We start from the raw sequence: 25,618 nt of genomic DNA on the forward strand, positions 1-25,618 counted from the left end.
ACAATTCGACACGGAACGATAAAGGAGTGAACAAGTTGAACGAGACAAATACAAATCGAGCACGGGAGATGATGCAATCCTTTTGGCGAGTGCAACGTGTATTAGTTCGTCTCATGCATCAGACGGCGCAACAAAATGATCTCACGTTGCCTCAATTACATGGTCTGATGATGTTGAATGAACAGGGTGCGATTACGCAAAAAGAATTGGTCAGGCGTACGAAGATGCCTAAGAGTACATTAAGCCAATCGTTAGACGGTCTTGTGGAAAAAGGACTGATTCGACGTGATGTCAATCCAGACAATCGACGGGAAGTCGTCTTGACGATTGATACATCCGGCAAACGCTTGATTGAGGAGATTGAGAAACAGGAACAAGGCACAGAGCAACAATTGAATCAAATCTTGTCACGCCTTGATGAGGAAACGTATCGTCATATGATTGAAGCACATCAACAAATTGCAAATGAACTGAATGAAGGGCATACAGAATGCGAGGGAGGATGTCGGCATGATTAAGCTGTTAAAGCGTCTGATTACTTATAAATGGGCAGTACTGATGGTTTTACTATTTGTGTTCGCTCAGTCATTGGCAGATTTGTTTTTACCGACGCTGATGGCAGATATTATCGATAAAGGGGTCGTCACAGGAGATACCGCATACATTTGGCAAATGGGAGGGGTCATGCTTGGAGTGACGGGACTCGGCGCCCTTGCTGCCGTCGTGGCCAGTTTCTATTCCTCGAAGGCTGCGATGGGATTTGGCCGCGACTTACGCAGACGTGTGTTCAATCATGTGGAGCGTTTCTCGCTTGAAGAGTTTGATCGTGTCGGAACGGCCTCACTCATCACGCGAACGACAAATGACATCACGCAAGTTCAACAAGTCATTATCATGATGCTTCGTATGGTCGTCAGTGCACCGATTATGTTTGTCGGTGGATTGATCATGGCGACCTCGAAAGACGCAAAATTATCACTCGTCATCGTTGCAGCGATGCCTGTATTGGTCATCTCGATTCTCCTTATCTTCTGGAAGGCGATGCCACTCTTTAAAAAAGTACAAAAACGATTGGATCGGCTCAATCTCGTTCTCCGCGAAAATTTGACAGGCATCCGTGTCATTCGAGCGTTTAACCGTGAAAAAGAAGAGCAAGTTCGAATGACAGAGGCGAATGAACAATTGACAGACGTCTCGATTAAAGTGAACCAAATCATGGCCTTCCTAATGCCGGTCATGATGCTCGTGATGAACTTGACGGTCGTTGGTGTCATTTGGTTCGGAGGAATTCGCATCGATAATGGCGCGATGCAAATCGGAGACTTGATGGCGTTCATTCAATATGTGATGCAAATCATGTTCGCACTCGTCATGGCATCGGTCATGTTCATCATGGTTCCAAGGGCATCGGTTTCAGCAAACCGAATCAACGAGGTGCTCGAGATGAGACCATCCCTTGTGGATGATGGAACGAAAACTTTAGACAAAGAACGAGGGACGCTCGTATTTGATGATGTGACGTTCTATTATCCTGGAGCTGAAGAACCGGCATTATCCGATATCAGTTTTTCGGCAAAGCCAGGAGAAATCACTGCGGTGATTGGTGGAACCGGATCCGGCAAATCGACGCTTGTCAATTTGATTCCTCGATTTTATGATGTGACGTCTGGTCACATCCGCGTAAACGGTATGGATCTCAAAGAAGTCCCTCAAGAAACGCTTCGTTCAAAAATCGGATTTGTTCCGCAAAAGGCGTTACTCTTCACGGGTACGATCGCAGAGAATATTCGATACGGAAAAGCCGATGCAACGATGGAAGAAGTTGTACATGCCTCATCTATCGCGCAAGCGACCGATTTTATCGAAAAGATGCCAGACCGATATGAGGCTGTGATCGAACAAGGCGGATCGAACGTGTCGGGCGGGCAGAAACAACGTCTCTCGATTGCAAGAGCGCTCGTACGGAAACCCGATTTGTATGTATTCGACGACAGTTTCTCGGCACTTGATTTTAAAACAGATGCTGCGCTTCGGAAGGCGTTAAAAGAAGAAACGAAAGAAGCGACGGTATTGATTGTCGCGCAACGCGTCAGCACCATCATGGATGCCGATCGCATCATCGTGTTAGAAGAAGGGAAAGTCGCTGGAATCGGGACGCATGAGGAATTGTTTGCGACGAATGCGGTTTATCAAGAAATCGTGAAGTCACAATTGTCTGAGGAGGAAATCGCATGAGTGAGAAACAAGCGAATACGAGACAAACTCATGGCGGACATGGTGGGCCAGGAGGTCCTGGCGGTGGAAACATGATGATGATGGGAGAAAAGCCGAAGGAGTTCAAAGTGACGTTCCGTCGGCTGCTCGCCTATTTAAAACCACGGCGCAACACATTGATTGCAGTCTTCGTCGCAGCAATCTTAAGCACGATTTTTATGATTGCCGGTCCAAAAATCATGGGAATCGCCATCACAGAATTGTTTGAAGGCGCTTATGCCAAATTTACGGGTGTACCAGGAGCAGAGATTGATTTTACGAGAATCGGACAAATCTTGTCACTCCTCGCTGGTCTTTACGTGATCAGTAGTCTATTCAACTACGTGCAACAATACTTGATGTCTGGAGTTGCCCAAAAAACGGTGTATGACTTACGAGAAGACGTCAATAAAAAGTTAGAGCGACTACCGCTTAAATATTATGACGGTCGTTCAAACGGGGAAACGTTAAGTCGGGTGACGAACGATATTGACTTGATTGGGAGTACGCTACAACAAAGTGTGACGTCATTCATCACCTCGATTGTCACCATCATCGGGATTTTGATTATGATGCTGTCAATCAGTCCACTGTTGACCGTCATCTCTCTCGTCTCTTTACCGCTCACCATCTTTGCGATTCGCCCGATTTTAAAACGGTCACAACGATATTTCTCGGATCAACAACGTCACCTTGGACGATTGAACGGTCACGTAGAAGAAATGTATACCGGACATGCGGTCGTTAAAGCGTTTGGTCGTGAAGAGACGGCTGTGCGTGAGTTTGAGGAAGTGAATGAAGAACTTTACGATGCCGGAAGAAAAGCACAATTCATTTCCGGTATTATCATGCCGATGACGATGTTCATCGGAAACATCAGTTACGTGTTAATCAGTGTGGTCGGTGGGATTTTGGTCACACAACGCAGCATCTCCATCGGGGATATTCAAGCGTTTATCACATATACACGCCAGTTCACTCAACCGATCACCCAGACAGCGAATATTGCAAATGTTGTCCAATCAACCGTTGCTGCGGCAGAGCGAGTTTTCGAATTGTTAGATGAAGAGGAAGAAGTAAAAGAGGTCACGACGTATCGATTAGAGCGCGCTGAAGGAAATGTTGCATTCCGTCATGTCGACTTCGGATACGGGGACAATCTACTCATTCAAGATATGAACCTCGATGTGTTGACAGGACAAACGGTAGCCATCGTCGGTCCGACAGGTGCCGGAAAAACGACATTGATTAATCTGCTCATGCGCTTTTATGAGTTGAACGATGGAGAGATTTTAATCGACGGGAAAGACTCGCGGCAAATGTCGAGACACGATTTGCGTCATACGTTCGGGATGGTCTTACAAGACACTTGGCTCTTTAATGGAACGATTCGTGACAATATCGCCTATGGGAAAACAGGTGCGACGGAGTCTGAAATCGTCAATGCGGCGAAAACGGCCCATGCGGATTCGTTTATCCGAACGTTGCCTGACGGTTATGACACCGTGTTGAATGAAGAGGCAAATAACATTTCACAAGGTCAAAAACAGTTATTGACGATTGCGCGAGCAGTGCTTGCCAACCCGCCAATCATGATTTTAGACGAAGCGACATCGAGTGTCGATACGCGTACCGAGATTTTGATTCAACAGGCGATGAAGCGGTTGATGGACGGTCGGACGAGTTTCGTCATCGCGCACCGATTATCGACCATCAAAGATGCAGATTTGATATTGGTGATGGATCAAGGTCGAGTCATTGAACAAGGGACGCATGAATCGCTTCTCGAAGCGGGTGGTTTTTATGAAGATCTTTACAATAGTCAGTTCGCTGAAAAAGAAGTCGTATAACTGGAATACAGGTTTTAGGACAATGTGATTAGGCAAAAGACGTACGAAGATGAGTTTCGTACGTCTTTTTATTTTGTGTAACAATTACAAATCCGTTAAAATAAAAAAATGGGATAAAAAATGGAGGAACGATTATGGTTAAAATCTTACTAGCAGAAGACGAAGAAGTACTACGCATGCTTGTTATGGATACATTAGAAGACGAAGGATATGATATCGATGAGGCACAAGATGGCGTAGAAGCTTATCGATTGATTGAAGAAAATGAATATGATTTGGTGATTGTGGACCATATGATGCCCGGCATGACAGGGCTTGAAGTGATTGAGAAAGTACGGAAATTACCAGGGCGACAAGAAACGAAAGTGATGATGTTGACAGCGAAAAGCCAACAATCTGACCGTGATTGCGCGAACGAGATTGGGGTCGACTACTTTATTTCAAAACCATTCAGCCCACTTGAACTCGTTAAAATCATAGGAGGAATCGTGAAGTGAAAAGGTGGTTTAAACAAAAACTCGGACGTGACATCATGGTCGTCCTTTATTCGTTCCTCGTCCTAGCGTTGGTCGGATCGGTATTGACGTATGTCTATATCGAAAATCGACTCGAGGCAAATGAGGCGAGGTTGCGCCAAGTGGATGAACGCGTCGATCGTCTGACGAACATGTGGGACGAGTGGCAAGCGGATCAATATGACACACGTGGGTACCTCTTGTTTGGAGACATCGCTTCTCTTGAACGAGCGAGTGGCAATGAAGCGAAATTCCAACAGGAAATCAATTGGTTCAAAACGCAAGTCACGACGCGTCAAGGTGAACTGTTCGCAGAAGATCTTCAACAGTTTCATGACTTTTATTACGATGTCATCATCCCGGTGACGTACGAGTATGCAAAAGCGCAGCAAGACGGTGACGTGACAGAAACGTTTATCGATGCGCAGACCATTGCGGAGTTGCCGACAGCGAAACGATTGATTGATCAAGGTCTCGTCCAATTTAATCCGCAGCGGGGAATCGATATCCTTGGACCGATCGATGAAGTGGAGACGTCGCTTGAGAACTATCGTGAATTGATGGCGTCTGAAAAAGAGAACGTCTATGCGGAATGGCGTCAAAATAACAATATTCTTCAATTCTTGTGGATTTTGAGCATCGCTTCGTTCGCTGCATTGATTTTACTGTTTGTCCAACCGTTCCTCCGCCGACAAACACGTCTGATTTCAAAACTTTCGATCGCATCGAATCGCTTATTGAAAGGTGAAATTGTTGATTTGAGTGATCAGATGAAACGGGAAGACGAAATCGGGACGATGTCTCGCTCATTCCATAAGATGGCTGAAACGCTTCGTGATAACGAGCGTCATCTGATTGAAAAAAACCATGAACTTCAAGCGCAACAAGAAGAACTGATCGCGCAACAAGAAGAGTTGCAGGCACAACAGCAAGAACTTGAAGAGATTCTTGAGCAGACGCAACAAAACGAACAGCATCTCGCTTACCGAAACGAATTGACGGAGACGTTGGCGTCACGTGATTCGCTTACGGCTTATCCAGAGATTATTGAAAAGTTAGTCACGATTACAGATTCAGAGGTCGGGGCACTCGTCTTCGTGGATGAATCAGGCATGTATCGCGTCACGAGCCACGGCTTGAACGACACGTTGTCTCGTCAGTTGCTCGATAGCGAGAACTCTGTATTGACGCGCGCGATGACATTGAAGACGACGGTACACTCGTCGAAACAAGTTGCGAGCGACCATCCGCTTCCTTATCCGTACTATATGTTTGAGACGGCGGTACCGGTCCATGATCCAACAGATGATTCAATCATCGCGTTCATCTATTTGGTTCGCTACAAAGACCGCTTCACCCAAACACAAATGGGCGACATCATGTCATTCGCTCGCCAACTCTCACTCTCTCTCTTACGGATGCGTTTATTTGAAGAGATGAAGCGTGAGAAAGGAAAGACAGAACGAATCCTTGATTCGATTCGAGAGGCTGTCGTTTATATCGACCATTCGACAGATGACGTGTTCGTTAACCGTCCACTCTATGAGATGTTCCCTGAACTCAGTGACGTTAATTCACAAGAGCTTGAAGAAGAATCGTGGGAAGAATGGCGGAATCGTCTTGTTGAGACGGTCGATCAAGCGGAGGACTTTACAAAGTATACGAATCGCCTGTTCACTGAAGATTTCCCACATGACAGTGTCAGCTTCTCCATCCGTAAAGGCGAAATGAACTTGCAGATGTACGCGGAGCGAATCATTGTCGGTGGACTTTCGAAAGGGACGCTTCTCGTCTTCCGTGATATCACGAGTGAGACAGAGGCAGAACGATTGAAGAGTGAGTTTATCTCCACCATTTCGCATGAATTGCGGACACCGCTTTCGTCTATCTATGGGTTTACCGAATTGATGGTCAAGAAACAGTTGCCGAATGAGAAACAAGCAAAATATTTAGAAACCATTCACGCTGAAACGGAACGCTTGACCCATCTCGTCAATGACTTCCTCGATGTGCAGCGAATGGAGTCTGGCAGTCAAATGTATGATCGGGAACAACTTGATATCGAACCGGTCGTTCGTGATATGCTGACGTTCTATGAGGCATCGTCATTAAAACATGAATTCGAATTGATTGCAGATGATGCACGCCCGTATGAATTGTTCGTCGATTGCCAGAAGTTCAAACAGTTGATGAGTAATCTATTGTCGAACGCCGTGAAATATTCTCCACGAGGTGGAAAGATTACGGTAGAACTTTCGCATCACGAGCAAATCGTTTCGATTAAAGTCAAAGATGAAGGAATTGGAATTCCGAGTGACGCACTCGATCGCTTATTCGATAAGTTTTATCGCGTCGACAATTCTGACAGCCGAGAAATCGGAGGTACAGGACTCGGGTTGCCGATTTGTCAGGAAATCGTGCGTGGTCACAACGGTCAAATCCACGTCGAATCGATTCAGCATGAGGGCTCGACGTTCATCGTTGAAATTCCTAGCTACGAATATGCTGTCCAAGAGGCAGAGACAACACCTGTATAATGAATGGAGTCATCCTTAGTGGATGGCTCTTTTTTTAGAAAGCGTTCGCTTGACCAATCAGGAGAGAGTTCGTGTACAATGAAGACTGAACAACAACATAAAGGGGGGCATTAGAATGCCACTGATTGCATTCTTGCACACACACGTTACGAGCTGGATTTTGTTACTTATTTTGTTTGCCGTGGCCTATATCGGTTATAAGAACGGCAACAAGAGTGGAAAGATCGCACATATGGCGTTTCGACTCATGTTACTCATCGCATTCGGAACAGGACTGTATCTTTACCTTCAATTGAACGGGGGAGGCGCGTTTTATCACGTGAAAATCACAGTCGGATTACTGACATTGATTTTCGGTGAGATGACCCTCGTCAAAGTCAAAAAGAAAAAACCTGCGAATGCCTTGTTCGGTGGATTCATTCTTTTGGCACTCATCACTATTTTTGTTGGGTATGCGTTACCGTATGGCCAGTCTCCATTCAACAGTTTCATTCAATAAGACGTTCCCACTTCGCATATCGAAGTGGGATTTTTTTGTTTGTACACAAATTATTAGGGGAAAATAAAAAAATCAGTAATCATGATGATGAGGTGAAACGATGGATCAACAGATGACGGAATGGACACGCGTATTACACGCACGGAAATGGATGAAACAAACAGAATCATTCTTACCCCTATGGCACGGCTATATCGGCTATAAGTTTGGCCTATTCGATGCGCTTCAAGGTGGTGCCAGTATGGCGGAGATGAATTTACGTTTAAAGCGCCCGTTGACACAACTCGCGTTAGAGCGTTGGTTAGAAGTCGGGGTCGCAGTGAGGCATTTGAAGAAAAAAGGGTGGCGGTATTATCCGACACGCGGATTAAAATATCAATTATCTGGTAACGATGAGCGGAGCATCGGATTCATGCTTCAAGAGATGATGGAACTTCATATCCCTGCGCTAATCGCTTACCCAGAATTTTTAGAATCTGGAAAACAAAAGACGTTTGATGGGGCCGAGCACGGTCAAGTCGTCGCGAAGACGTCGACACTCGTTGAAACGGTCGCATTCCCGATTGTGCAACAGCTCTTGCGTCAAGCTGATGTCAAGTCAATGCTTGATATCGGGTGTGGGCACGGTGGTTATTTACGTAAATTACAAGCGCTCGAACCAAGTTGGGAACTAACAGGAATCGATTTAGAGGAAGAGGTAATCGAAGAGGCACAATCTCGAGACGAGAGTGGTGAGATACAGTTCGAAGTCGCTGATTTCATGAGTTGGGAAACGGAAGAACGGTTCGATGCGGTCATGATGAATAACATGCTGTATTATTTCTCACCGGAAGAGCGAGTCAAATTACTTGAAAGATTACGTGAACGACTAGAGGAGAACGGTGTCGCTGTTCTCGTGACGCCTCTTGCGGAAACGGCGCTAGGTGGACGGTTCGCTTCCGCATTCAACGCCTTCATGACGCTCCACGATAACTTGTATCCACTTCCGACAATCCCTAGACTACGCCGACAGATGCAAGAAGTCGGATTCGATCAGATTCGATTCATTCCATTTATCCCAGAAGGGTCTTGGTATATCGTCATCGCCGAGCGAGGAAAAACGAACCTGCTCAATCAACCGATTCAAAATTGAACTTGTCTCCGGTCATTTCTATAATGATAGAGAAGCATAAGAGACTATTCACATAGGGAGTTGTTGAGTGTGTCGAAACAAAGAGTTGCCGTTATTGGGGCAGGACCCGGTGGATTGGCTGCTGCGATGCTACTGGCGCATCGTGGAGTAGATGTCACCGTATTTGAGAAACAACCGTTCGTGGGAGGCCGGACATCACGCCTGCAAGTTGGTGAGTTCACGTTCGACCGAGGACCTACTTTTTTAAATATGCCATACATTTTAGAAGAGATTTTCGAAGAAACAGGTCGAGATCTACACGATTACGTTGAGATGAAACAACTCGAACCGATGTATGATTTGTATTTTGATCGTGGGACGCGTCAACTCTCGATGACGACAGATCGTGACGAGATGCATCGTGCCATCGAAGAACAATTCCCGGGAAATGGGGAAGGATATGAACGGTTCATGAGTGAACAGGCGATCAAACTGTCAAAATTGATGCCAGTCTTACAAACAGCTCATGATAAATTAACTGACTACGTTTCATTGCGCGTGCTTAAAGCATTACCGTTCCTCTCAATCGGTAAATCGTTATATGACGTCTTATCCGAGTATTTCACGAGTGAAGAGTTGAAGTACGCCTTTACGTTCCAAGCCAAATATTTAGGAATGTCCGCTTGGGAGTGTCCTGGCGGTTTCTCCATCCTCTCATATATGGAGCACGCTTACGGGGTTCATCACCCAATCGGTGGCGTGAACCAGCTTTGTCATGCGATGGCGCGTGTGATTGAAGAAGATGGAGGTGTCATTCGACTCGGTGAACCAGTGGAACGTCTGCTCTTAGAGGACAAAAAAGTGACGGGACTTGTGGCAGGAAGTGTCCACTATGCGTTCGACGAAGTCGTGATTGGTGCCGATTTTGCTCATGCGATGACGTCGCTCGTTCCAGACGGTCAATTATCAAAGTGGAGTCCGGCTCAATTGAAGAAGAAACGCTACTCCTGTTCAACGTTCATGTTGTATCTTGGATTGAACCATGTCTATGAGGACGTGGCACATCACTCGATTCACTTTGCGGACGATTACGAGTTGAACGTCAAAGAAATGACGAAAGAGTTGAAACTAAGCGACGATTTCTCGTTCTATGTTCAAAATGCCTCACGCATCGATCCAACGCTTGCACCTGCAGGAAAATCGTCCCTCTACGTTCTCGTACCGGTCCCGAACAATTTATCTGGTCTTCCATGGGAAGCGTTACAGGCGACGATGACAGAGCGCGTCCTTGACGCCCTTGAGACCCGTTCCCCATATCGGAACGTTCGTCAACACATCGAAGTGATGGAAACGTTAACTCCAGAGGACTGGGAAGCGTTCGGTATCTATGAAGGGGCAACGTTCAATCTAGGGCATAATTTATCGCAAATGATGTATTTCCGTCCGCATAATCAGTTCGAAGAGCTCGATAACGTCTGGCTCGTCGGTGGTGGGACTCACCCAGGAAGCGGTCTTCCGACTATCTTTGAATCAGCTCGCATCACAACAAATCTATTACGTGACCGGGCAGGTGTCGGCCGATGAACATCAGCTTTGTAGGCGCAGGGGTCGGTACACTGTACGCCGCCCTCTTACTGACGAAACGTCATCCGTCGCTTCAAATCACAATCTATGAGAAAGAAGCGCGCGTGGGCGGACGATTAAACTATGTTGCATTTGAAAACGGTGCGAAAGTTGACGAAGGTCCGACAATCGTCTTGTTACCGAGCAAACTCAGGCAACAGTTAATCGAAGCAGGTCTTCCTGAGGCGGACGTGGAGTTGCTCGAAGTCGACCCACTCTATCGCTTATGTTATCAAGACGGAACCTCGTTTTATAAATATCGGGAGATTGAGCGACAGGCAGCAGAAATTGAGCGAATGTTTGGAGAAGGGGATGCGTTCCGTCAATATATGTCTCAAAAAAGAGACGAGTATCGAATTGGGTTTGATACGTTCTTGGACCGCGGGTATTCATCGAAGACCGAACTGTTCGAGCCGAAGCTCCTTTTATTACTCATGCGTTTAAAAGCATATGAAACGGCCCATGCGAACATGAAACGCTTCTTTGAAGACGAACGTTTACGCGTCGCCTATAGTCTGCAGACCCTTTATATCGGTGGGAATCCTTATGCCACTCCTTCGTTATATGGACTCATCCCTTATCGTGAACAAGAAGAGGGCGTTTGGTATGTAAAAGGAGGATATTTCTCACTTGCGACGAAAATGGAACAAGAACTGAAGCGGCGCGGTGTTCGTTTCGTCATGAACGCTACCGTCAATCGTGTCCATGTCACGGATGGGGTGGCAAATGGAATCACGGTAAATGATGAATATGTACCGTATGATGCCGTCGTCGTGAATGGTGATTTCCCGCTCATGGAGCGACTGATTGATGGTGTGACGCCAAAGACGTATGAACCGTCAAGTGGTACGTTACTCCTATACTTTACCGTCAACGGCGAACTCGATCTACCGGTTCATCAATTCGATTTACCAAATGATTTTGAAGGATCGATGCGTACAATCTTCGAGGATGGTAAACTAAGTGAGTATCCTGCGATGTACACTTTTAACCCATCGCGTATCGATGTGACGCTCGCGCCAGAAGGGACGAGCGTGTTATATGTTCTTGTTCCGGTCCCTCGGAAGTTAGAGCAGGAAGACTTTGAGTCACAAGGAACCATCGAACATCTATTAGGAAGAATCGAGACATTCATACCTGATATTCGTGAACGAGTCATCGAGATGAAAGTCCGGACACCGATGGATGCCGAGCGATTCGGCTTGTTCGAGGGAGGAAGCTTTGGGATTGCACCAAAGTTATCGCAGTCAGCCGCGTTTAAACCTCAGGCAAGACCTTATCCGAAAATCGAACGCCTTTATGCGGTGGGAGCATCTGTTCATCCATGTGGAGGTGTGCCGATTGTCATGATCGGGTCACAGTTACTCGTGAAAAAAATGGAAGAAGAAATGGGGGCAATACATCGTGACGACACAAGAAGCGTATCGTCAATGTGAGGAAATCATGAAGAAGGGCTCGTTGACCTTTTATCGGGCCTTCTCTTTGCTCTCAAAACCTGATCGTCAAGCGGTCATGGCCGTATATACGTTCTGTCGCACCCTCGATGATGCGGTCGATGAATCAGACCGTCCAGAAGAGAGTTTGGTAGCATTTTTGCATGATTTTGATCGCTTTTTGGCTGGTTACCATCTAGATGAAGCACTATGGGTCGCTTTGCGTGATGTGTGGCAACGCTATGAGATGGACGTCGACCCTTTCTTTGAGTTGGCAGAAGGAATGAAATGGGATTTACATAAGTCTCGATATGAGACGCTCGAAGAAACGGAGCAATATAGCTATTATGCAGCGAGCACGGTCGGGCTCATGTTACTTCCGATCCTCGTCCCAAATCAGGACGAAGCGACACAACGTCAGCTTCGCCAAGGTGCAATAGACCTCGGGATCGCGATGCAACTGACGAACATCTTGCGAGATGTTGGTGAAGATTTGAACCGAGACCGCATCTATTTACCACGTACGATGATGCGACAGTATGGTGTGAATGAAGAGATGTTACAACAACGAGAAGTGACGCCTGCCTTTATCGACCTGTGGGAGGCGTTGGCGAAGCGTGCCGAATTATTGTATGAACGGGCACGTGCGACCCATCACCTCTATCCGCTCGCCAGTCGAAAACCGGTGCAAGCGGCAGCCCTTCTCTACGAGGGGATTTTAGATGCTGCACGTGCGAATGGATACGACGTTTTTACAAAACGGGCATACGTATCGACCTTACAAAAAGGAAAGTTGCTAGCCAAGCTATAAGAATTCCGATTCACTGTAGGCGCATCCTAGCGCCTACAGTTTTTTGCGTAAAAAAAACCACTTTTGGCGGGGGACCAAAAGTGGCGTAAGCGTTATGTGATTCATTCATCGGGGAAATGAATGAATCGGTTTGTGATGAAGCCCTAAAGATGTGCCGGGATTCATGGGGAATGAATCATAGGGACATCTTCGCTGAAACAGGATGCTTGATGGACTAAGGGGGAACATCATACGCAAGCTGTCTCAACTACGGGATACGAGTGGGGAAACTCGCTCATCACTTTCTCGGGTGTGACAAGTTCAAAACGCGATTTGGCTCGGGGAAGCCATTCGATCGCTACAGGTGTAACAAACGTTACAGAACTGCTTGAACTCGAATATGATATTATCACGTCTCCAACTTGTCGACAAGTGTCGAAACTCGCGTTCACAAAATGTTCATATTGTCAGAGGTATGTCCTCTAACATCGATCGTGCGGCGAATTGTCCTGAAAGCGTCACCATCGGGCTGCCGCCTCCAGGATGGGTCGAACCTCCCGCAAACCAAATGTTCGAGACGTCCGTCGACCGGGCTTCAGGTCTAAAGAATGCACCCTTTTTCGAGTTGGCCGATGTTCCATATAGTGCCCCGTAATACGCATAAAAATCGCGGGTCAAATCTTGCGGGGTCACACGCTTATGATAGAGCACCTCGTCATCCTCCCAATCCACACCGAATTCACGTAAACGGCGACGAATCAAATGTTCATACGTATCCGCATCGATTTCGGTTAGGTGAGCTGGCGCGTTGACGAGAATGAACAAGTTATCGCCTGCTTCGCCCATCGATGGGTCCGTGGCGGATGAATTCGAAATATAGATGGTCGGTTCGTCCGCATAGCGCTCTTGTTGAAAGAGTGCCTGAAATTCCCGTTCATAGTCATCTGAAAAGTAGACGTTATGATGCGCCAAGTTCAATCGTTTCGACAATCCGATCATCAACACAAACGCAGAAATTGACGGTTCGACGGTGTCACGCGTCGGGACCGGGAAAGAGGGGCGGTCTTTGGCATCGACGAGTCGTGGGTATTGCGTCAAGAGTTCGCCATTAAGAAGGACAGCGTCACACGAGATGACTTCTTGGTCATCGACGACGACCTCATGTGCTTTTCCGTTCAACACATCAATCTTCGTCACTTCATGACCGAGACGGAACGTCACGCCGAGTTCGCTTGCCCGTTTGGCGAATCCCTTTGCGATATTCCAGTTCCCACCCTTCGCAAAATAGACGCCTTCATTCAATTCCAAATGTGCGATGAGGGCAAACGTTCCGGGTGTCACGTATGGGCTGCTTCCAATGTACGTCGCATAGCGATCGAGTGCCTGGATGATACGCGGGTCCTTGAAGTATTTCTTGTGAAGGGCATGCAAACTTTGAAGTGGGTGTACTTTGACCATGTCCGCCCAAAGACCAGGATCTAACTTTGTCTCCATTTGTGTGAAGAAGCGTTTATTTGCAATAGCGAATAATTTCTCTGCTTCATCGAGATAGGCACGCATTTGATTATGCTTGAATTGATTACCCGTCAATCGTCGTACTTCGACTTCAAGCTTTGCCCGGTCAGCGCTGAATGTGAAGGATGATCCATCGGAATAGTGGTTGACGGTATGCTGGTCGAGTTTGATTAACTCAAAATAGTCATCCGGATTGGCACCGCTATTTCGGATGACCGAACGGAATACGTCCGGCATCGTAATCGTATTCGGACCGAAGTCGAACCGGTGACCGTCGGTGATGACGGGCATGAGTTTCCCGCCGACATGTTCATTTTTCTCGATGACCGTGACGTCATAACCACGCGCTGCGAGCGTGACGGCGGCGCTAAGTCCACCGAGTCCAGCTCCAATCACAACAATTTGTTTCATACATGTGTCCCCCTTAAGACGTCTACTTAGGAATAGTGACGACCTTTCCACGTGATCGGCAACCGTCTCCATTTACGTATGACGGCGTTCCCGAGTAAGGTCAAGTAAGCGATTAAACTGAGCGGATGGTACCATGTACCGGTGCCGTTTGATTTGAGATCGACGGCTAGACGTGCAAACAGCACGAAGAGTGCCGCACTGATGGTCTGCCAACTCGGTGAAAAAATCCAAGCAAGCATGGCGGTCAACTGGATGCCATAATACGCCATAAAGTACAATGCGAGTCCTACTGATTCATTCATTCCCTTGAATACGTTTTTTGAAAACCCGGTCCATACTTCTTCGTTCGTCTCATACATATCGCAAGAGATGTATGGAGAGACTTGGACGAGTGAGGTGATTTTTTGATGACGTTTGAATGTTCGGCATAAATCGATATCATCAATCAATGACGTTCGAATGGCGGCATGTCCACCGACTTCCTCATAACTGCTTCGCTCGACGAGAACGTTCATCCCGTTCGCCGCCGCAAATGCAGGGTGTTTCACTTTACGCCAAAACAATGGGAGATGTTGGGCGATGAGCACGTGTTGCATGGGAATCAATAATTTCCCGAGAAATGTGGACGTCGGAAATTGGGGGAACCCGGATAAAAAGACAGCCTGCTCACGGACGAGTGTCGCATGCATGCGTGCGATAAAACTTGAATCAATCGTGACATCCGCATCTAAAAACAAGAGATACGGTTCCGTGGTGCGTATCGCCAACTGATGACAAGCGTGAACTTTTCCTGCCCAGTCACTTGGCAACGGGACTCCTTGAATGATTGTAAAACGAGCGTCGTCCGCGATGGCTCGATTCAATTTTTCGTATGTATCGTCTTCGGAACGATCCTCATAGATGTAGACATGAGTCCCTTCCGGTATCGCCTGCTTCAAATTTGAAATCAATCGGTCGACGTGTCGTGACTCATTGCGCATCGGAATACAGACAGCCGTTTCTTTTGACCGTACTGGAGCGGCAAGCGGTCTTAAAAACAATAGATTGACGACGGTGAAAATGAACATGAGGAGGGTAATCATCCATAAAATCATGAGTGTCCCCTCCCGAGTCGAAGCAACGTTTCCGTCCATTCAGCCAGATTGCGACGTGGTCGAAAGAGCGGGATATAGGCGTCAGACCGTATAATGACGTCTTGTCGAACATCGTCATAGAGTTCTTCAAGTGCTTGCGCAATCTCTTGTTTTTGAGCTCGTCGTGTCGTGGCCGTTACGACAATTTTCCGGAAGCGTACATATACGAGTGGCTCCGCATGGCTCTCGAACGAATAGTACATGGCACATAACTGCACGGGGTGGTCGTTCAGTAACAATGTCGCACCCGATTCAATCTCGACGGGGCGCAGTTCCTGAGGCATCTCTTGTCCTTGAGGGAACATCCATACGGATTTCCCAGACGTTAGTAATTCATTCGCATAGGCAAGTGAGGCACGTACGTCTGAGAGACTACCTTTTTTCACCGAAAAGGCACCGAGATGCCGAAAGAACGGGAAGCGATTTAGTCCATCCTCATCCATCAACACATGAATGTCATGTCGTAAAAAGTGTTCATTGATCATATACATGATGAGGCCGTCCCACCATGCACTATGTGTACTTAAAAATAGTCCGGGAGTCGGGACATCGTCCGCTCGAATATAGATGTTATGGAACGTTGGACGAATCTGACGTTCCCGTACGAACGTTGAAAATACATTATTGAACCACTTCTTTTTGTGTGACTCGATCATCGCGGCCTCTCCTTTCAAGTAGAATCACTCCCGATGTGAGAATGCTGAGCAAACCGATTCCATAGAGACCGGCATTGACAGCGGTGACGCCGAAGAGCACATGTAGCATGACGAACAAATAGACGCCGTGCCGAATGAACAAGGAGTCGACTGTTCGTTCGTGACGCTGTAACAGCCAGGAGAAAATGAGGGATAACCCGAACCAACCGATAAAGTTTTGTGTCGGAATGTCATAATATAGCCCATCATTTGCCCATTCCCAGTAGCCTTTCACATTTGCCGCCACAGGATCGATCGCCATATCGAGCCATACGGCCAGAATCGGGACAAGCCATACTATATGTTGGCGGAACGTGAAGAGACGGGCCACAGCGAAACTAGATCCGATCACGGCAAGCCATGCCGCACCGATTGTGACAGGGACTCCAAACACTGTCGGACCGAACGCCTCAGCGTAGATGTACTCGCTGAATGGGAACCCCGTTTTCACACCGAGTGTTTCGACTGCGATTGAACCGAAGAAAATAAACGGAACAATCCAAACACCTTGCCGGATTCCTTGATAAAGAATCGTTCCACCAATCGCCCCGGCTAGCCATAAAAAGACGGGGTTTGCCCACTCGAGCCAAGGCGGAAGTAAATCGAACCCAACTAAAATCAACCCAATGAAATACCAAACGATAAACCACTTCCAAATAAACGGATACACTTTCATTCCATCACCTCTTCTCTCATTCTAAAGCTCATCTGAGTCTCCGTCTAACAAATGCATGCACAAAAAAGAGCCTCGTCGAACGAGACTCTCAATTAGCCATCCGCTTCCGTCTTTTCACGAACGAGAAGGCGATGAATAAAATATAAAACGGAACAGCGATGAACCAAAACGTCGGCCATTCTTTCCAACGGGCGAACATCATATAGGTCACGTAGACAAGACTGATTGTAATGATGAATGAGTGACGTGGCAGTGGAACATCTTTAAAGCTCGGGATACGGACACGGCTGACCATCAACAGGGCGAGCCCTGTGAAGAAGATGGGCGTCAACAGTTCGCTAACGCGATCACCGAACGTCGTGATGACAGCGAGGAGACCACCTGCGGCCGTGATCGGGACACCAGAAAAATAACTCGCTGCAACGTTCGTCGCAGATAAATTGAAGCGCGCCAGGCGATAGGCACCGAATAACGGGAAGAGTGCCGCGAAAAACAATCCATAATTGCCGTAATCAATAAAAAACGTATAATAAGCGAGCATCGCCGGGGCGACACCGAATGTGACGATATCAGCGAGCGAGTCCAATTCTTTTCCAAAATCGCCAGCGACGCCGAGCATACGGGCGAGTCGTCCATCCAAACTATCGAGCATCATTGCGATGATAATTAACAGTGTGGCGTTAGAGAAGTCACCACGTGCGGCGTAGACGATCGCGACGACACCACAAAATAAATTTCCGAACGTAAAAGAGTTTGGAACCCACGAACGGATGCGTTCTTTCCACATAATTTTGCCCCCAGTGAGGTCATTGGCTGAACCAGTGACCGTTTGTAAATTGCAATAAATCTTTAGGTGATAATTCGATTTGATAGCCACGCTTTCCGGCAGAGATGATAATCGTCTCTTTGTCCTGAGCTACCTCGTGTAAATACACAGGGAACGTTTTCTTCGCTCCAATCGGCGAGACGCCGCCTCGAATGTAACCGGTCAATGTCTCAAGTTCTTTCATTGGAACAGGCGATGCTTTCTTCGCCCCCCAAGCTTTTGCGGCTGCTTTTAAATCAATGTCACGCTCTCCAGAGATGAGAAAGAAGGCGTATTGCTTTTTCTCATTCATGAGACAAATCGTTTTATACAGATCCTCGAGCGGCTTATTCAATGTCATTGCCACATGCTTGGCCGAGACATCGGTTTCATCCACTTCGTACGTATGGTAGGTGAACGGGATTTTCTTCTGTTTCAACTGCCGAGCGGCGTTTGTCAGCTGCATCTGACTCATCCTTTCGTGACCGACTTCTTTTAGAATAGCAAATCAACCAACTTCCCGGCAATTGAACTTCAAAAAACTTTTCAGTAAAGGAAGGAATTTGACGGAATGACGAAGAAATGAACAGTGATTCATTTTTGAAGGGGGAATAAAAGTGGAAACGATTCAATTGACGACACACAATGGGGTAGGTTGGTTAAAACTAAACCGACCTGAAAAGATGAACGCCTTGAATGAGACGTTGCTTCGTGAGATGAAAACGGCAATCGATGAATTTGAACAGGACGACGCGGTTCGCGTCATCGTCCTCGTCGGCGAGGGGCGGGCGTTCTCATCGGGACAAGATTTGACGATTGAGAGCGATGCGGACTATGGGGAATATTTAGAAGATGTGTATCATCCACTCGTCCGGGCGCTTGCATCTTGCCGGAAGCCACTGATCGCAGGGATTCATGGCGTTGTCGCAGGAGCAGGACTCAGTTTGGCACTCGCGGCAGATGTTCGAATCGTCGCTGAATCGACGAAGTTCAGTTCGGCGTTCATTAAAATCGGGTTGGTGGCGGATGCGGGCGGTCCGTATCACTTACGTCGACTCATGCGAGACGATCTCGCGTTAGATTGGCTCTGGAGTGGCAGTACGATTGACTCGGAAGCCGCACGGACATTCGGGCTCGTCACCGAGCTCGTGGAAGATGCGAGATACACGGAGCGATTGACTTCATATGCGGAGTCGCTTGCTGCGAAATCAGCGGTCGCTGTTCAAGGGATGAAGGCGCTCATGCGAGCCACTTCATTTGAAGAAGGATTGAATGAAGAAATCGAGTGGCAACGGAAGTGTGGGGACACGGACGTGCATCGCCAGGCGATGCAGGCATTCTTGATGAAATAAAAAAAGCGGCCGCGGCCGCTTTTTTATGTGGTTGATTTGGCTTCGAACTGGAAGCCTTTTTGTTGCCACGTTCCGTACTTCCAACGGCGGAACGCGAAGAATCCACGGAACCATTCATCGAGAGAGAAGGCGAGCCAAATCCCAAGGATGCCGAGTCCCATTTGAAGACCGAACAAGTAGCTGAACGCCACGGCGACACCCCACATCGAGGCGATTCCGATCATGACCGGGAAGCGGACGTCCCCAACGGACTTCAACGATCCCATCAGGACGATGTTCATGGCGCGACCCGGCTCTAAAATGAGCGTTGCCCATAAGATCGGCACACCGACCGCGATGATGTCAGGGTTTGACGTGAAGAGTCCGAGTAGCGACTCGCTGAACACCGCTAAACCGAGAGAGGCGACGAACGAGGCGAACATGGCAATCTTCAAGGTCTTGACGGCGCGATGGTACGCCTCTTTGAAACGTTTGCCTCCGATATCTCGCGCAATCAAGAGCTGTGTCCCTTGCGCGACGGCAACGGTGAACAAGAAGGCGAGCATCGACAAGTTCATGACGTATACACGAGCGGCGAGAGAGGCTTCCCCCATCGTCGCGATAAATCCGGTGATGATAATCTGTGAAGCTTGATACGACAAGTTCTCCCCGGCAGATGGAACGCCGATTTGAAGGAGTGACTGGATGTCATCTTTCTTCGGACGAATCACTTCTTTTAACGGGAAACGGATCATGAGCTTCCGTTTGACGAGCCAGAACAAGAGGAGCATGGCGGCGAATCGTGCAATCACGATGGCCCAAGCGACACCGGCAACGCCAGTGACCGGAAGTCCGAACCAGCCGGTCACTGCAAAAATGGCTCCGACGGCGGTGATGATATCGATTAGAAGCGTCGCGAGCATGGCGTGCTTCGTCATTCCATGACTTCGGAGAATCGAACTGAGCGCCATGATGAGCGCTTCGGTGAATAACGACAAGCCGACGATTTGTAGGAACAACAGTCCGTGCGCGAACAGTTCGTCCGATAGTCCGAACAAGCGTAAGAACGTCTCACCGAACAAGAAGATGACGACGACCATGATCGCACCGAGCCACATGTTCAAACTGACGGCGGAGCGGGCGAAGTCACGACTCTTCTTCATGCGCTGTGCCCCGATGGCCTGACCAATCAAGATGGTCGCCCCGACAGACGTCACACTGAAGACGATCAAGAACACGTTTAAGATTTGGTTGGCAACCCCGACGGCTGAAGCGGCGGCGTCTGAGTAGTGAGCGAGCATCAATGTGGCGATGATCCCGGTTCCCATGTGGAGGGCGAGTTCGATGAAAATCGGCCACGACAGTTTGAACAGGGTGAGCTGTTCCGTTTGTTTCGTCTGCATGTAGTGTATTCTCCCTTTTCTCTATAATTCTCTCTGTTAACTATTAATCTTATAAAAATGTCAATGGTCATCTTACTCCTTATGAAATGAAAAAGAAAGGGGTTTGCTAAATTATTTTCAACAAAAAAATCACCCGAAGAAATCAGGTGATTTTCGAATTTATTTCAATTTCAGAATAGCAGCACTGAATGGTGCGAGTTCGATTTCGAGTGAGTCGAGGTCACGGTCATGCAAGAGGTCCGTGGCTGCTCCTGTATAACCGAGCGGATTCAGTTTCGAAGCAGAGTCCGAGTTGTTAAAGTAGACGAGATACGTTTCATCTTTCGTACACCGCTCGATGATGACGGCATTGTTCGCATCGTCGACTAGGTTGAAGCGATACGAGCCGGCGTTGGCGAGTACAGGGTGGTCCTTACGAAGCTGGATAAGCTTTTGAATGTAGCGGAATAGGTTGCGGTCTTCTTCGGCTTCATCCCATGGCATACAGCGACGGCAACCTGGGTCTTGTTCGCCTTCAAGTCCGATTTCGTCCCCGTAGTAAATACACGGGCTACCCGTATACGTTAGCATCGACGTCATCAAGAGTTTGAACTTGCCTTTATGACCTTTCGCCCGCGTCAACGCACGAGGTGTATCGTGCGAATCGATCAAGTTGAAGGTAACTTCGTTGACGTTCATCGTGTTCATCATCTCGACTCGCGTCAGTTCGTTACGGAACTCAGATGCAGATGTCCGGTCGAGGGCGAAATAGTTCAAGCTCGCATTCGTGAACGGGTAGTTCATGACGGCATCGAACTGATCACCTTGTAGCCAAGGTTGCGCATCGTGCCAAATCTCCCCGAGGATATAGGCTTCCGGGTTCGCATTTTTGACGGCCTTGCGGAAGTCACGCCAAAACGCATGGTCGACTTCGTTGGCAACGTCTAAACGCCATCCGTCGATGCCGAACTCTTCGACCCAGTAACGGGCGACATCTAATAAGTAAGCTTTTAACTCAGGATGCTCGGTGTTGATCTTCGGCATATTTTTTTCAAAGGCAAATGTATCATAATTTGGCTTCGGTTCTGTCGCAATCGGGAACTCGCGTAGATAGAACCAATCGCGATATTCAGAAGCTGGTCCGTTCTCGACGACGTCTTGGAACCATGGGTGATGATATCCGACGTGGTTGAAGACGGCATCGAGCATGATTTTAATTCCATTCTCATGTAACAGGTCGACCATCTCTTTAAATTTCTCTTTCGTCCCGAACTGTGGATCGATTTCCATATAGTCGAGCGTGTCGTACTTATGGTTCGTCGTCGCTTTAAAGATTGGACAGAAGTAGATGCCAGTGATTCCGAGTTCGACTAAATGATCGATATGGTCGATCACCCCTTGGAAGTCGCCACCGAAGAAGTTCGTCGTCGTCGGCTCTGTCGAGTTCCATGGCAACGTCTCTTCTGGGTTGAGTGATGCATCGCCATTGGCGAAACGGTCTGGGAAGATTTGATACCATACCGTATCTTTCACCCAGAGTGGGGCATGGAAGATATCGATCGGATTGATGAACGGCACACAGAAGTAGTAGCCTGTGTCATCAAGCGGTTTTTCTTCGAACCATCCTTTTTCCGTATAGACGGCCGTCTCTTGGCCATCGTTCAAACGGAATCCGTAACGAAGGCGTCGGAACGGTGGCTTGATGGCGATGAACCAATAGTCATAGGCATCGTCGAACCCGATTTTCTCCATCGGGGTTTCATATGTACGCCAATAGCTCGGTTTGTCTGGGTCAAAGTTCCACATCGTTGGATCTTCTGCGTGCCAGTCGTAAGGGTCGTTCCAAATCAAATCAACGGATTCGATATCGCCACGTTTCGTATGGAAACGAATATGAATCGTCTCTCGGTCATATTTGTAGACGAACGGGGACATCGCACGGTGATAAATCGCTTCTTTCATCATAAGGAAAACATTCCTTTCTCTATAGGGGATGACATCATTTTACAACATCGGGAATCAAAGAGAACAGATGTTGTGAAAACGTTTGCTCAAGCAAAGGGTAATAAAGCGTTTACATTTTGTCAATTGCTGAAACGCTTAAAATATGATGAATTTAAACAACAAATTTAAAAATTACATAAATGGGTCAACAGACGTAAAAAAAGTGTAAAAAAAGACTTGTAAAACGCTTTCACAACTGTATAATAAAAATTGAGGTGAGGATGCAAACGTTTTCACTACCATGTCAATTTCGTAGCGGAGTTTTTCAATTGACATGGTCGTGCGATTGCGCAAATCTGACCATACTATTTCCTTGGGGAGGTTTTTCATCATGAAGATGAAAAAAATGGTAGCAGGACTTTCAACAGCAGTATTCGCTTTCGGTGCACTTGCTGCATGTGGTGGCGGAACGGACAACGAATCTTCAACAGATAACGCGGCTTCGAATGATAACAAGCCTGAAAAAATCGTCATCTGGGAAGATATCGAAAAGTCTGAGACAACGAAAGAAGTTGCGAAGAAGTTCGAAGAAGAGAACGGCGTAAAAGTGGAAGTCGTCGAAGTACAGATGACGGATCAAAAAGACAAGCTTGCCCTTGATGGCCCAGCTGGTAAAGGTCCAGACATCGTTCTTGTACCACACGACCAAATCGGTACAATCGCTGACCAAGGTCACTTGGCACCACTTTCTGATGAGAGCGTGCTCGACTCATTCACAGATGCTGCGAAATCAGCAGTTATGTTTGACGGTCAAGCTTACGGATACCCGAAATCAGTTGAAACACCAGTTCTTATGTATAACAAAGATTTGATGTCTGAAGCTCCAAAATCAATGGACGACCTTTACAAGTTGTCAAACGATGTAAAAGCTGACGGGCAATACGGATTCCTCGCACTTTGGGATAACTTCTACTTTGCACACGGTGTAGTCGCTGGATATGGCGGATACGTGTTCAAAGAAGACGGTGGCGCACTCGATCCAATGGACATTGGTTTGAACAACGAAGGTGCAGTTGAAGGATTCGAATACATCGGTAAATGGTACCAAGAAGGTCTCTTCCCTAAAGGATTGATCGGTGAGTCTGGTGGCCAAGCGATGGACCAACTCTTCACTGAGAAGAAAGCTCATTCAGTCATGAACGGACCATGGGCAGTTGCTGGTTACACAGATGCTGGCGTAAACCTCGGTGCGGCTCCAATGCCTACACTTCCGAACGGTGAGCCAATCAAGACGTTCATGGGTGTGAAAACATATGCCCTTTCAGCTTACACAGAGAACCAAGAGTGGGCTGAGAAGTTCCTTCAAGAGTTAACAAATGAAGAAAACGCATTGGCAATGTTTGAAGCATACAACGAGATCCCACCAGTAGCAGCACTCGAGTCGAACGAGACAATCACGTCGAACGAAGTTGCGAAAGCGGTATTCGACCAAGCAACAAACGCAATCCCAATGCCAAACATTCCTGAAATGGGACAAGTTTGGGAGCCAATGGCACAAGCACTTCAACTTGTAGCGACTGGTAAACAAGATGCACAGAAATCTGCAGACGATGCAGTGAAAGTCATCGAGCAACAAATCCAAGCGAACAACCAATAAGGAATTGAAATGACGGGGTACGCCATACGGCGTTCCCCATCATTTTCTAGCATTGAGCAAACGTTTGCTTGATTGATTTGCTCAAATCGAAAGGAGAAACTGAGGATGGCTGCAATTGCGAACCCTAAAACACCGGACCAACGCCCGGACAAGCCAACAAACCATGCTCGGAACGCGGGACTACTTTCCATCATTCCGGGACTCGGACAGGTATACAACAAACAATACGCGAAAGCGGTAGCGTTCTTTATCGTCATCGTATCTTATTTTGCCGTAAACTATGATCTATTTTTCAAAGGGGCGGGCGCCGGACCAGGTGACCGTGGAGGACTTTGGGGATTGATCACGCTTGGTGAAGTGCCAGGACCTCGTAACGACCACTCCATCTTTTTGATGGTCGAGGGGATTGTCGCGTTAATTTTACTATTCTTCGGAATTGCGTTCTATGTTTGGAACATTCGTGACGCCTATCGTGTCGGTCGCGCTCGTGATCAGCATCTAAACCTTCCATCGTTCCAAATGCAACTGCGCAACTTGCGTGATAATGGATTCCCATACTTAATGTTAATCCCATCACTCATTTTGTTAGTGTTTACAGTTATTCTTCCATTGATCTTTACGTTCTTGATCGCCTTCACGAACTATCGCTATAACAACGCACCACCAGCGAAACTCGTCGAATGGGTCGGATTTGAGAACTTTACGCGTATTTTTGAAATCGATATCTTCCGTGACACGTTCGTTGGGGTACTCGGATGGACACTCGTTTGGACGGTCGCTTCAACAACAGGTGTCATCGCAATCGGGATCTTCCTTGCGGTACTCTTGAACCAAGAAGGATTACGATTCCGCCGCTTGTTCCGCTCGATTTTGATTCTTTCATGGGCAGTACCGGCATTCATCACGATCTTGATCTTCCGTTCGATGTTCAACGAATCGTTCGGGGTGTTCAATACAACGATCTTGCCCGCACTCGGTCTTGATCCAATCAACTGGTTCACGGACCCGACAGCGACACGTACGGCACTCGTGCTCATTCAATGGTGGCTCGGCTTCCCGTTCATCATGACACTTATGACAGGTGTCTTGCAGTCGATTCCTGGTGACTTGTATGAAGCGGCAACGATTGATGGAGCAACCATCTTTGACAAGTTCCGTTTGATCACGTTGCCAATGCTCTTGTTCGCAACTGCGCCAATCTTGATCACGCAGTTCACGTTCAACTTCAACAACTTCAACATCATCTATCTCTTTAATGGCGGTGGCCCTGCTGTACCTGGACAAACGGCCGGTGGTACCGACATCTTGATTTCTTGGATTTACAAATTGTCACTCGGTGCCAACCCGCAATACGGACTTGCGGCTGCGATCACACTTATCTTGTCATTCTTCATCATGACACTTGCCGTGATCCAGTTCCGTCGGACAAAATCTTTCAAAGACGAGGATATGATCTGA

General features: G+C 47.5%; 21 protein-coding genes. 13 read left to right on the forward strand and 8 right to left on the reverse strand.

Features of this window, described 5'->3' with window-relative positions; genetic code table 11:
* Positions 1 to 26: 26 nt before the first annotated feature.
* The 10 genes from KNO90_RS07115 to KNO90_RS07160 all read left to right on the forward strand — a co-directional run bounded on the left by KNO90_RS07115 (position 27) and on the right by KNO90_RS07160 (position 12,632).
* Positions 27 to 518, forward strand: coding sequence for a MarR family winged helix-turn-helix transcriptional regulator (locus KNO90_RS07115; protein WP_353048486.1), 492 nt, complete (start codon positions 27 to 29; stop codon positions 516 to 518).
* Positions 511 to 2,235 carry an ABC transporter ATP-binding protein gene (locus KNO90_RS07120; protein WP_214739388.1) on the forward strand — a complete coding sequence of 575 codons (1,725 nt, stop codon included), beginning with the start codon at positions 511 to 513 and terminating at the stop codon, positions 2,233 to 2,235. Before KNO90_RS07115 ends, KNO90_RS07120 begins: the two co-directional genes overlap by 8 nt.
* Complete coding sequence (locus KNO90_RS07125; RefSeq protein ID WP_285800729.1) at positions 2,232 to 4,103, forward strand: ABC transporter ATP-binding protein; 1,872 nt, start codon at positions 2,232 to 2,234, stop codon at positions 4,101 to 4,103. Before KNO90_RS07120 ends, KNO90_RS07125 begins: the two co-directional genes overlap by 4 nt.
* A 134-nt stretch (positions 4,104 to 4,237) precedes the next feature.
* Positions 4,238 to 4,600, forward strand: a complete 363-nt coding sequence (locus tag KNO90_RS07130) for a response regulator (protein ID WP_214739390.1) — start codon at positions 4,238 to 4,240, stop codon at positions 4,598 to 4,600.
* Positions 4,597 to 7,155, forward strand: coding sequence for a sensor histidine kinase (locus KNO90_RS07135; protein WP_214739391.1), 2,559 nt, complete (start codon positions 4,597 to 4,599; stop codon positions 7,153 to 7,155). The genes KNO90_RS07130 and KNO90_RS07135 overlap by 4 nt, the downstream gene beginning before the upstream one ends.
* Before the next feature lie 115 nt (positions 7,156 to 7,270).
* Positions 7,271 to 7,654, forward strand: a complete 384-nt coding sequence (locus tag KNO90_RS07140) for a YisL family protein (protein ID WP_214739393.1) — start codon at positions 7,271 to 7,273, stop codon at positions 7,652 to 7,654.
* A 100-nt stretch (positions 7,655 to 7,754) separates the two neighbouring features.
* Entirely contained in the window at positions 7,755 to 8,786 is a 1,032-nt protein-coding gene (locus tag KNO90_RS07145) for a class I SAM-dependent methyltransferase (protein ID WP_214739395.1), read from the forward strand.
* A gap of 69 nt (positions 8,787 to 8,855) precedes the next feature.
* The gene (locus KNO90_RS07150) at positions 8,856 to 10,349 is read left to right on the forward strand and encodes a phytoene desaturase family protein (RefSeq protein WP_214739397.1); all 1,494 of its coding nucleotides are present in this window, start codon (positions 8,856 to 8,858) and stop codon (positions 10,347 to 10,349) included.
* Complete coding sequence (locus KNO90_RS07155) at positions 10,346 to 11,824, forward strand: phytoene desaturase family protein (protein ID WP_215113314.1); 1,479 nt, start codon at positions 10,346 to 10,348, stop codon at positions 11,822 to 11,824. Before KNO90_RS07150 ends, KNO90_RS07155 begins: the two co-directional genes overlap by 4 nt.
* Entirely contained in the window at positions 11,793 to 12,632 is an 840-nt protein-coding gene (locus KNO90_RS07160; RefSeq protein WP_214739401.1) for a phytoene/squalene synthase family protein, read from the forward strand. Before KNO90_RS07155 ends, KNO90_RS07160 begins: the two co-directional genes overlap by 32 nt.
* Positions 12,633 to 13,070: 438 nt before the next feature.
* Here KNO90_RS07160 and KNO90_RS07165 read toward each other — a convergent pair whose 3' ends face one another.
* From KNO90_RS07165 to ybaK, 6 genes are all read right to left on the reverse strand, one after another.
* The gene (locus KNO90_RS07165; protein WP_215113315.1) at positions 13,071 to 14,537 is read right to left on the reverse strand and encodes a phytoene desaturase family protein; all 1,467 of its coding nucleotides are present in this window, start codon (positions 14,535 to 14,537) and stop codon (positions 13,071 to 13,073) included.
* A gap of 26 nt (positions 14,538 to 14,563) precedes the next feature.
* On the reverse strand, positions 14,564 to 15,631 hold the full coding sequence (locus KNO90_RS07170) for a glycosyltransferase family 2 protein (protein ID WP_215113316.1): 1,068 nt from the start codon (positions 15,629 to 15,631) through the stop codon (positions 14,564 to 14,566).
* Positions 15,628 to 16,326 carry a lysophospholipid acyltransferase family protein gene (locus tag KNO90_RS07175; protein ID WP_215113317.1) on the reverse strand — a complete coding sequence of 233 codons (699 nt, stop codon included), beginning with the start codon at positions 16,324 to 16,326 and terminating at the stop codon, positions 15,628 to 15,630. The genes KNO90_RS07170 and KNO90_RS07175 overlap by 4 nt, the downstream gene beginning before the upstream one ends.
* Positions 16,292 to 17,041 (reverse strand): carotenoid biosynthesis protein, encoded by a 750-nt coding sequence (locus tag KNO90_RS07180; protein WP_215113318.1) that lies wholly within the window; start codon positions 17,039 to 17,041, stop codon positions 16,292 to 16,294. Before KNO90_RS07180 ends, KNO90_RS07175 begins: the two co-directional genes overlap by 35 nt.
* An 88-nt stretch (positions 17,042 to 17,129) precedes the next feature.
* Positions 17,130 to 17,828 (reverse strand): CDP-diacylglycerol--serine O-phosphatidyltransferase, encoded by a 699-nt coding sequence (gene pssA, locus KNO90_RS07185; RefSeq protein WP_215113319.1) that lies wholly within the window; start codon positions 17,826 to 17,828, stop codon positions 17,130 to 17,132.
* Between the two features lie 19 nt (positions 17,829 to 17,847).
* Positions 17,848 to 18,312 (reverse strand): Cys-tRNA(Pro) deacylase, encoded by a 465-nt coding sequence (gene ybaK / locus KNO90_RS07190; protein ID WP_215113320.1) that lies wholly within the window; start codon positions 18,310 to 18,312, stop codon positions 17,848 to 17,850.
* Between the two features lie 151 nt (positions 18,313 to 18,463).
* On the opposite strand from ybaK, the gene KNO90_RS07195 reads away from it, so the two are divergent.
* Positions 18,464 to 19,198 (forward strand): enoyl-CoA hydratase/isomerase family protein, encoded by a 735-nt coding sequence (locus KNO90_RS07195; protein ID WP_215113321.1) that lies wholly within the window; start codon positions 18,464 to 18,466, stop codon positions 19,196 to 19,198.
* A gap of 23 nt (positions 19,199 to 19,221) precedes the next feature.
* On the opposite strand, the gene KNO90_RS07200 is transcribed toward KNO90_RS07195, so the two are convergent.
* Positions 19,222 to 20,580, reverse strand: coding sequence for an MATE family efflux transporter (locus tag KNO90_RS07200; RefSeq protein ID WP_214739416.1), 1,359 nt, complete (start codon positions 20,578 to 20,580; stop codon positions 19,222 to 19,224).
* 159 nt (positions 20,581 to 20,739) lie between these two features.
* Positions 20,740 to 22,524: a glycoside hydrolase family 13 protein gene (locus tag KNO90_RS07205; RefSeq protein ID WP_214739418.1), complete on the reverse strand. Its 1,785-nt coding sequence runs from the start codon at positions 22,522 to 22,524 to the stop codon at positions 20,740 to 20,742.
* A gap of 370 nt (positions 22,525 to 22,894) precedes the next feature.
* On the opposite strand from KNO90_RS07205, the gene KNO90_RS07210 reads away from it, so the two are divergent.
* Both KNO90_RS07210 and KNO90_RS07215 read left to right on the forward strand, forming a co-directional pair.
* Complete coding sequence (locus tag KNO90_RS07210; protein WP_214739420.1) at positions 22,895 to 24,160, forward strand: extracellular solute-binding protein; 1,266 nt, start codon at positions 22,895 to 22,897, stop codon at positions 24,158 to 24,160.
* A 105-nt stretch (positions 24,161 to 24,265) separates the two neighbouring features.
* Positions 24,266 to 25,618: a sugar ABC transporter permease gene (locus tag KNO90_RS07215; RefSeq protein WP_214739422.1), complete on the forward strand. Its 1,353-nt coding sequence runs from the start codon at positions 24,266 to 24,268 to the stop codon at positions 25,616 to 25,618.

The organism is Exiguobacterium sp. s63 (assembly GCF_018617335.1).
GTDB lineage: Bacteria > Bacillota > Bacilli > Exiguobacteriales > Exiguobacteriaceae > Exiguobacterium.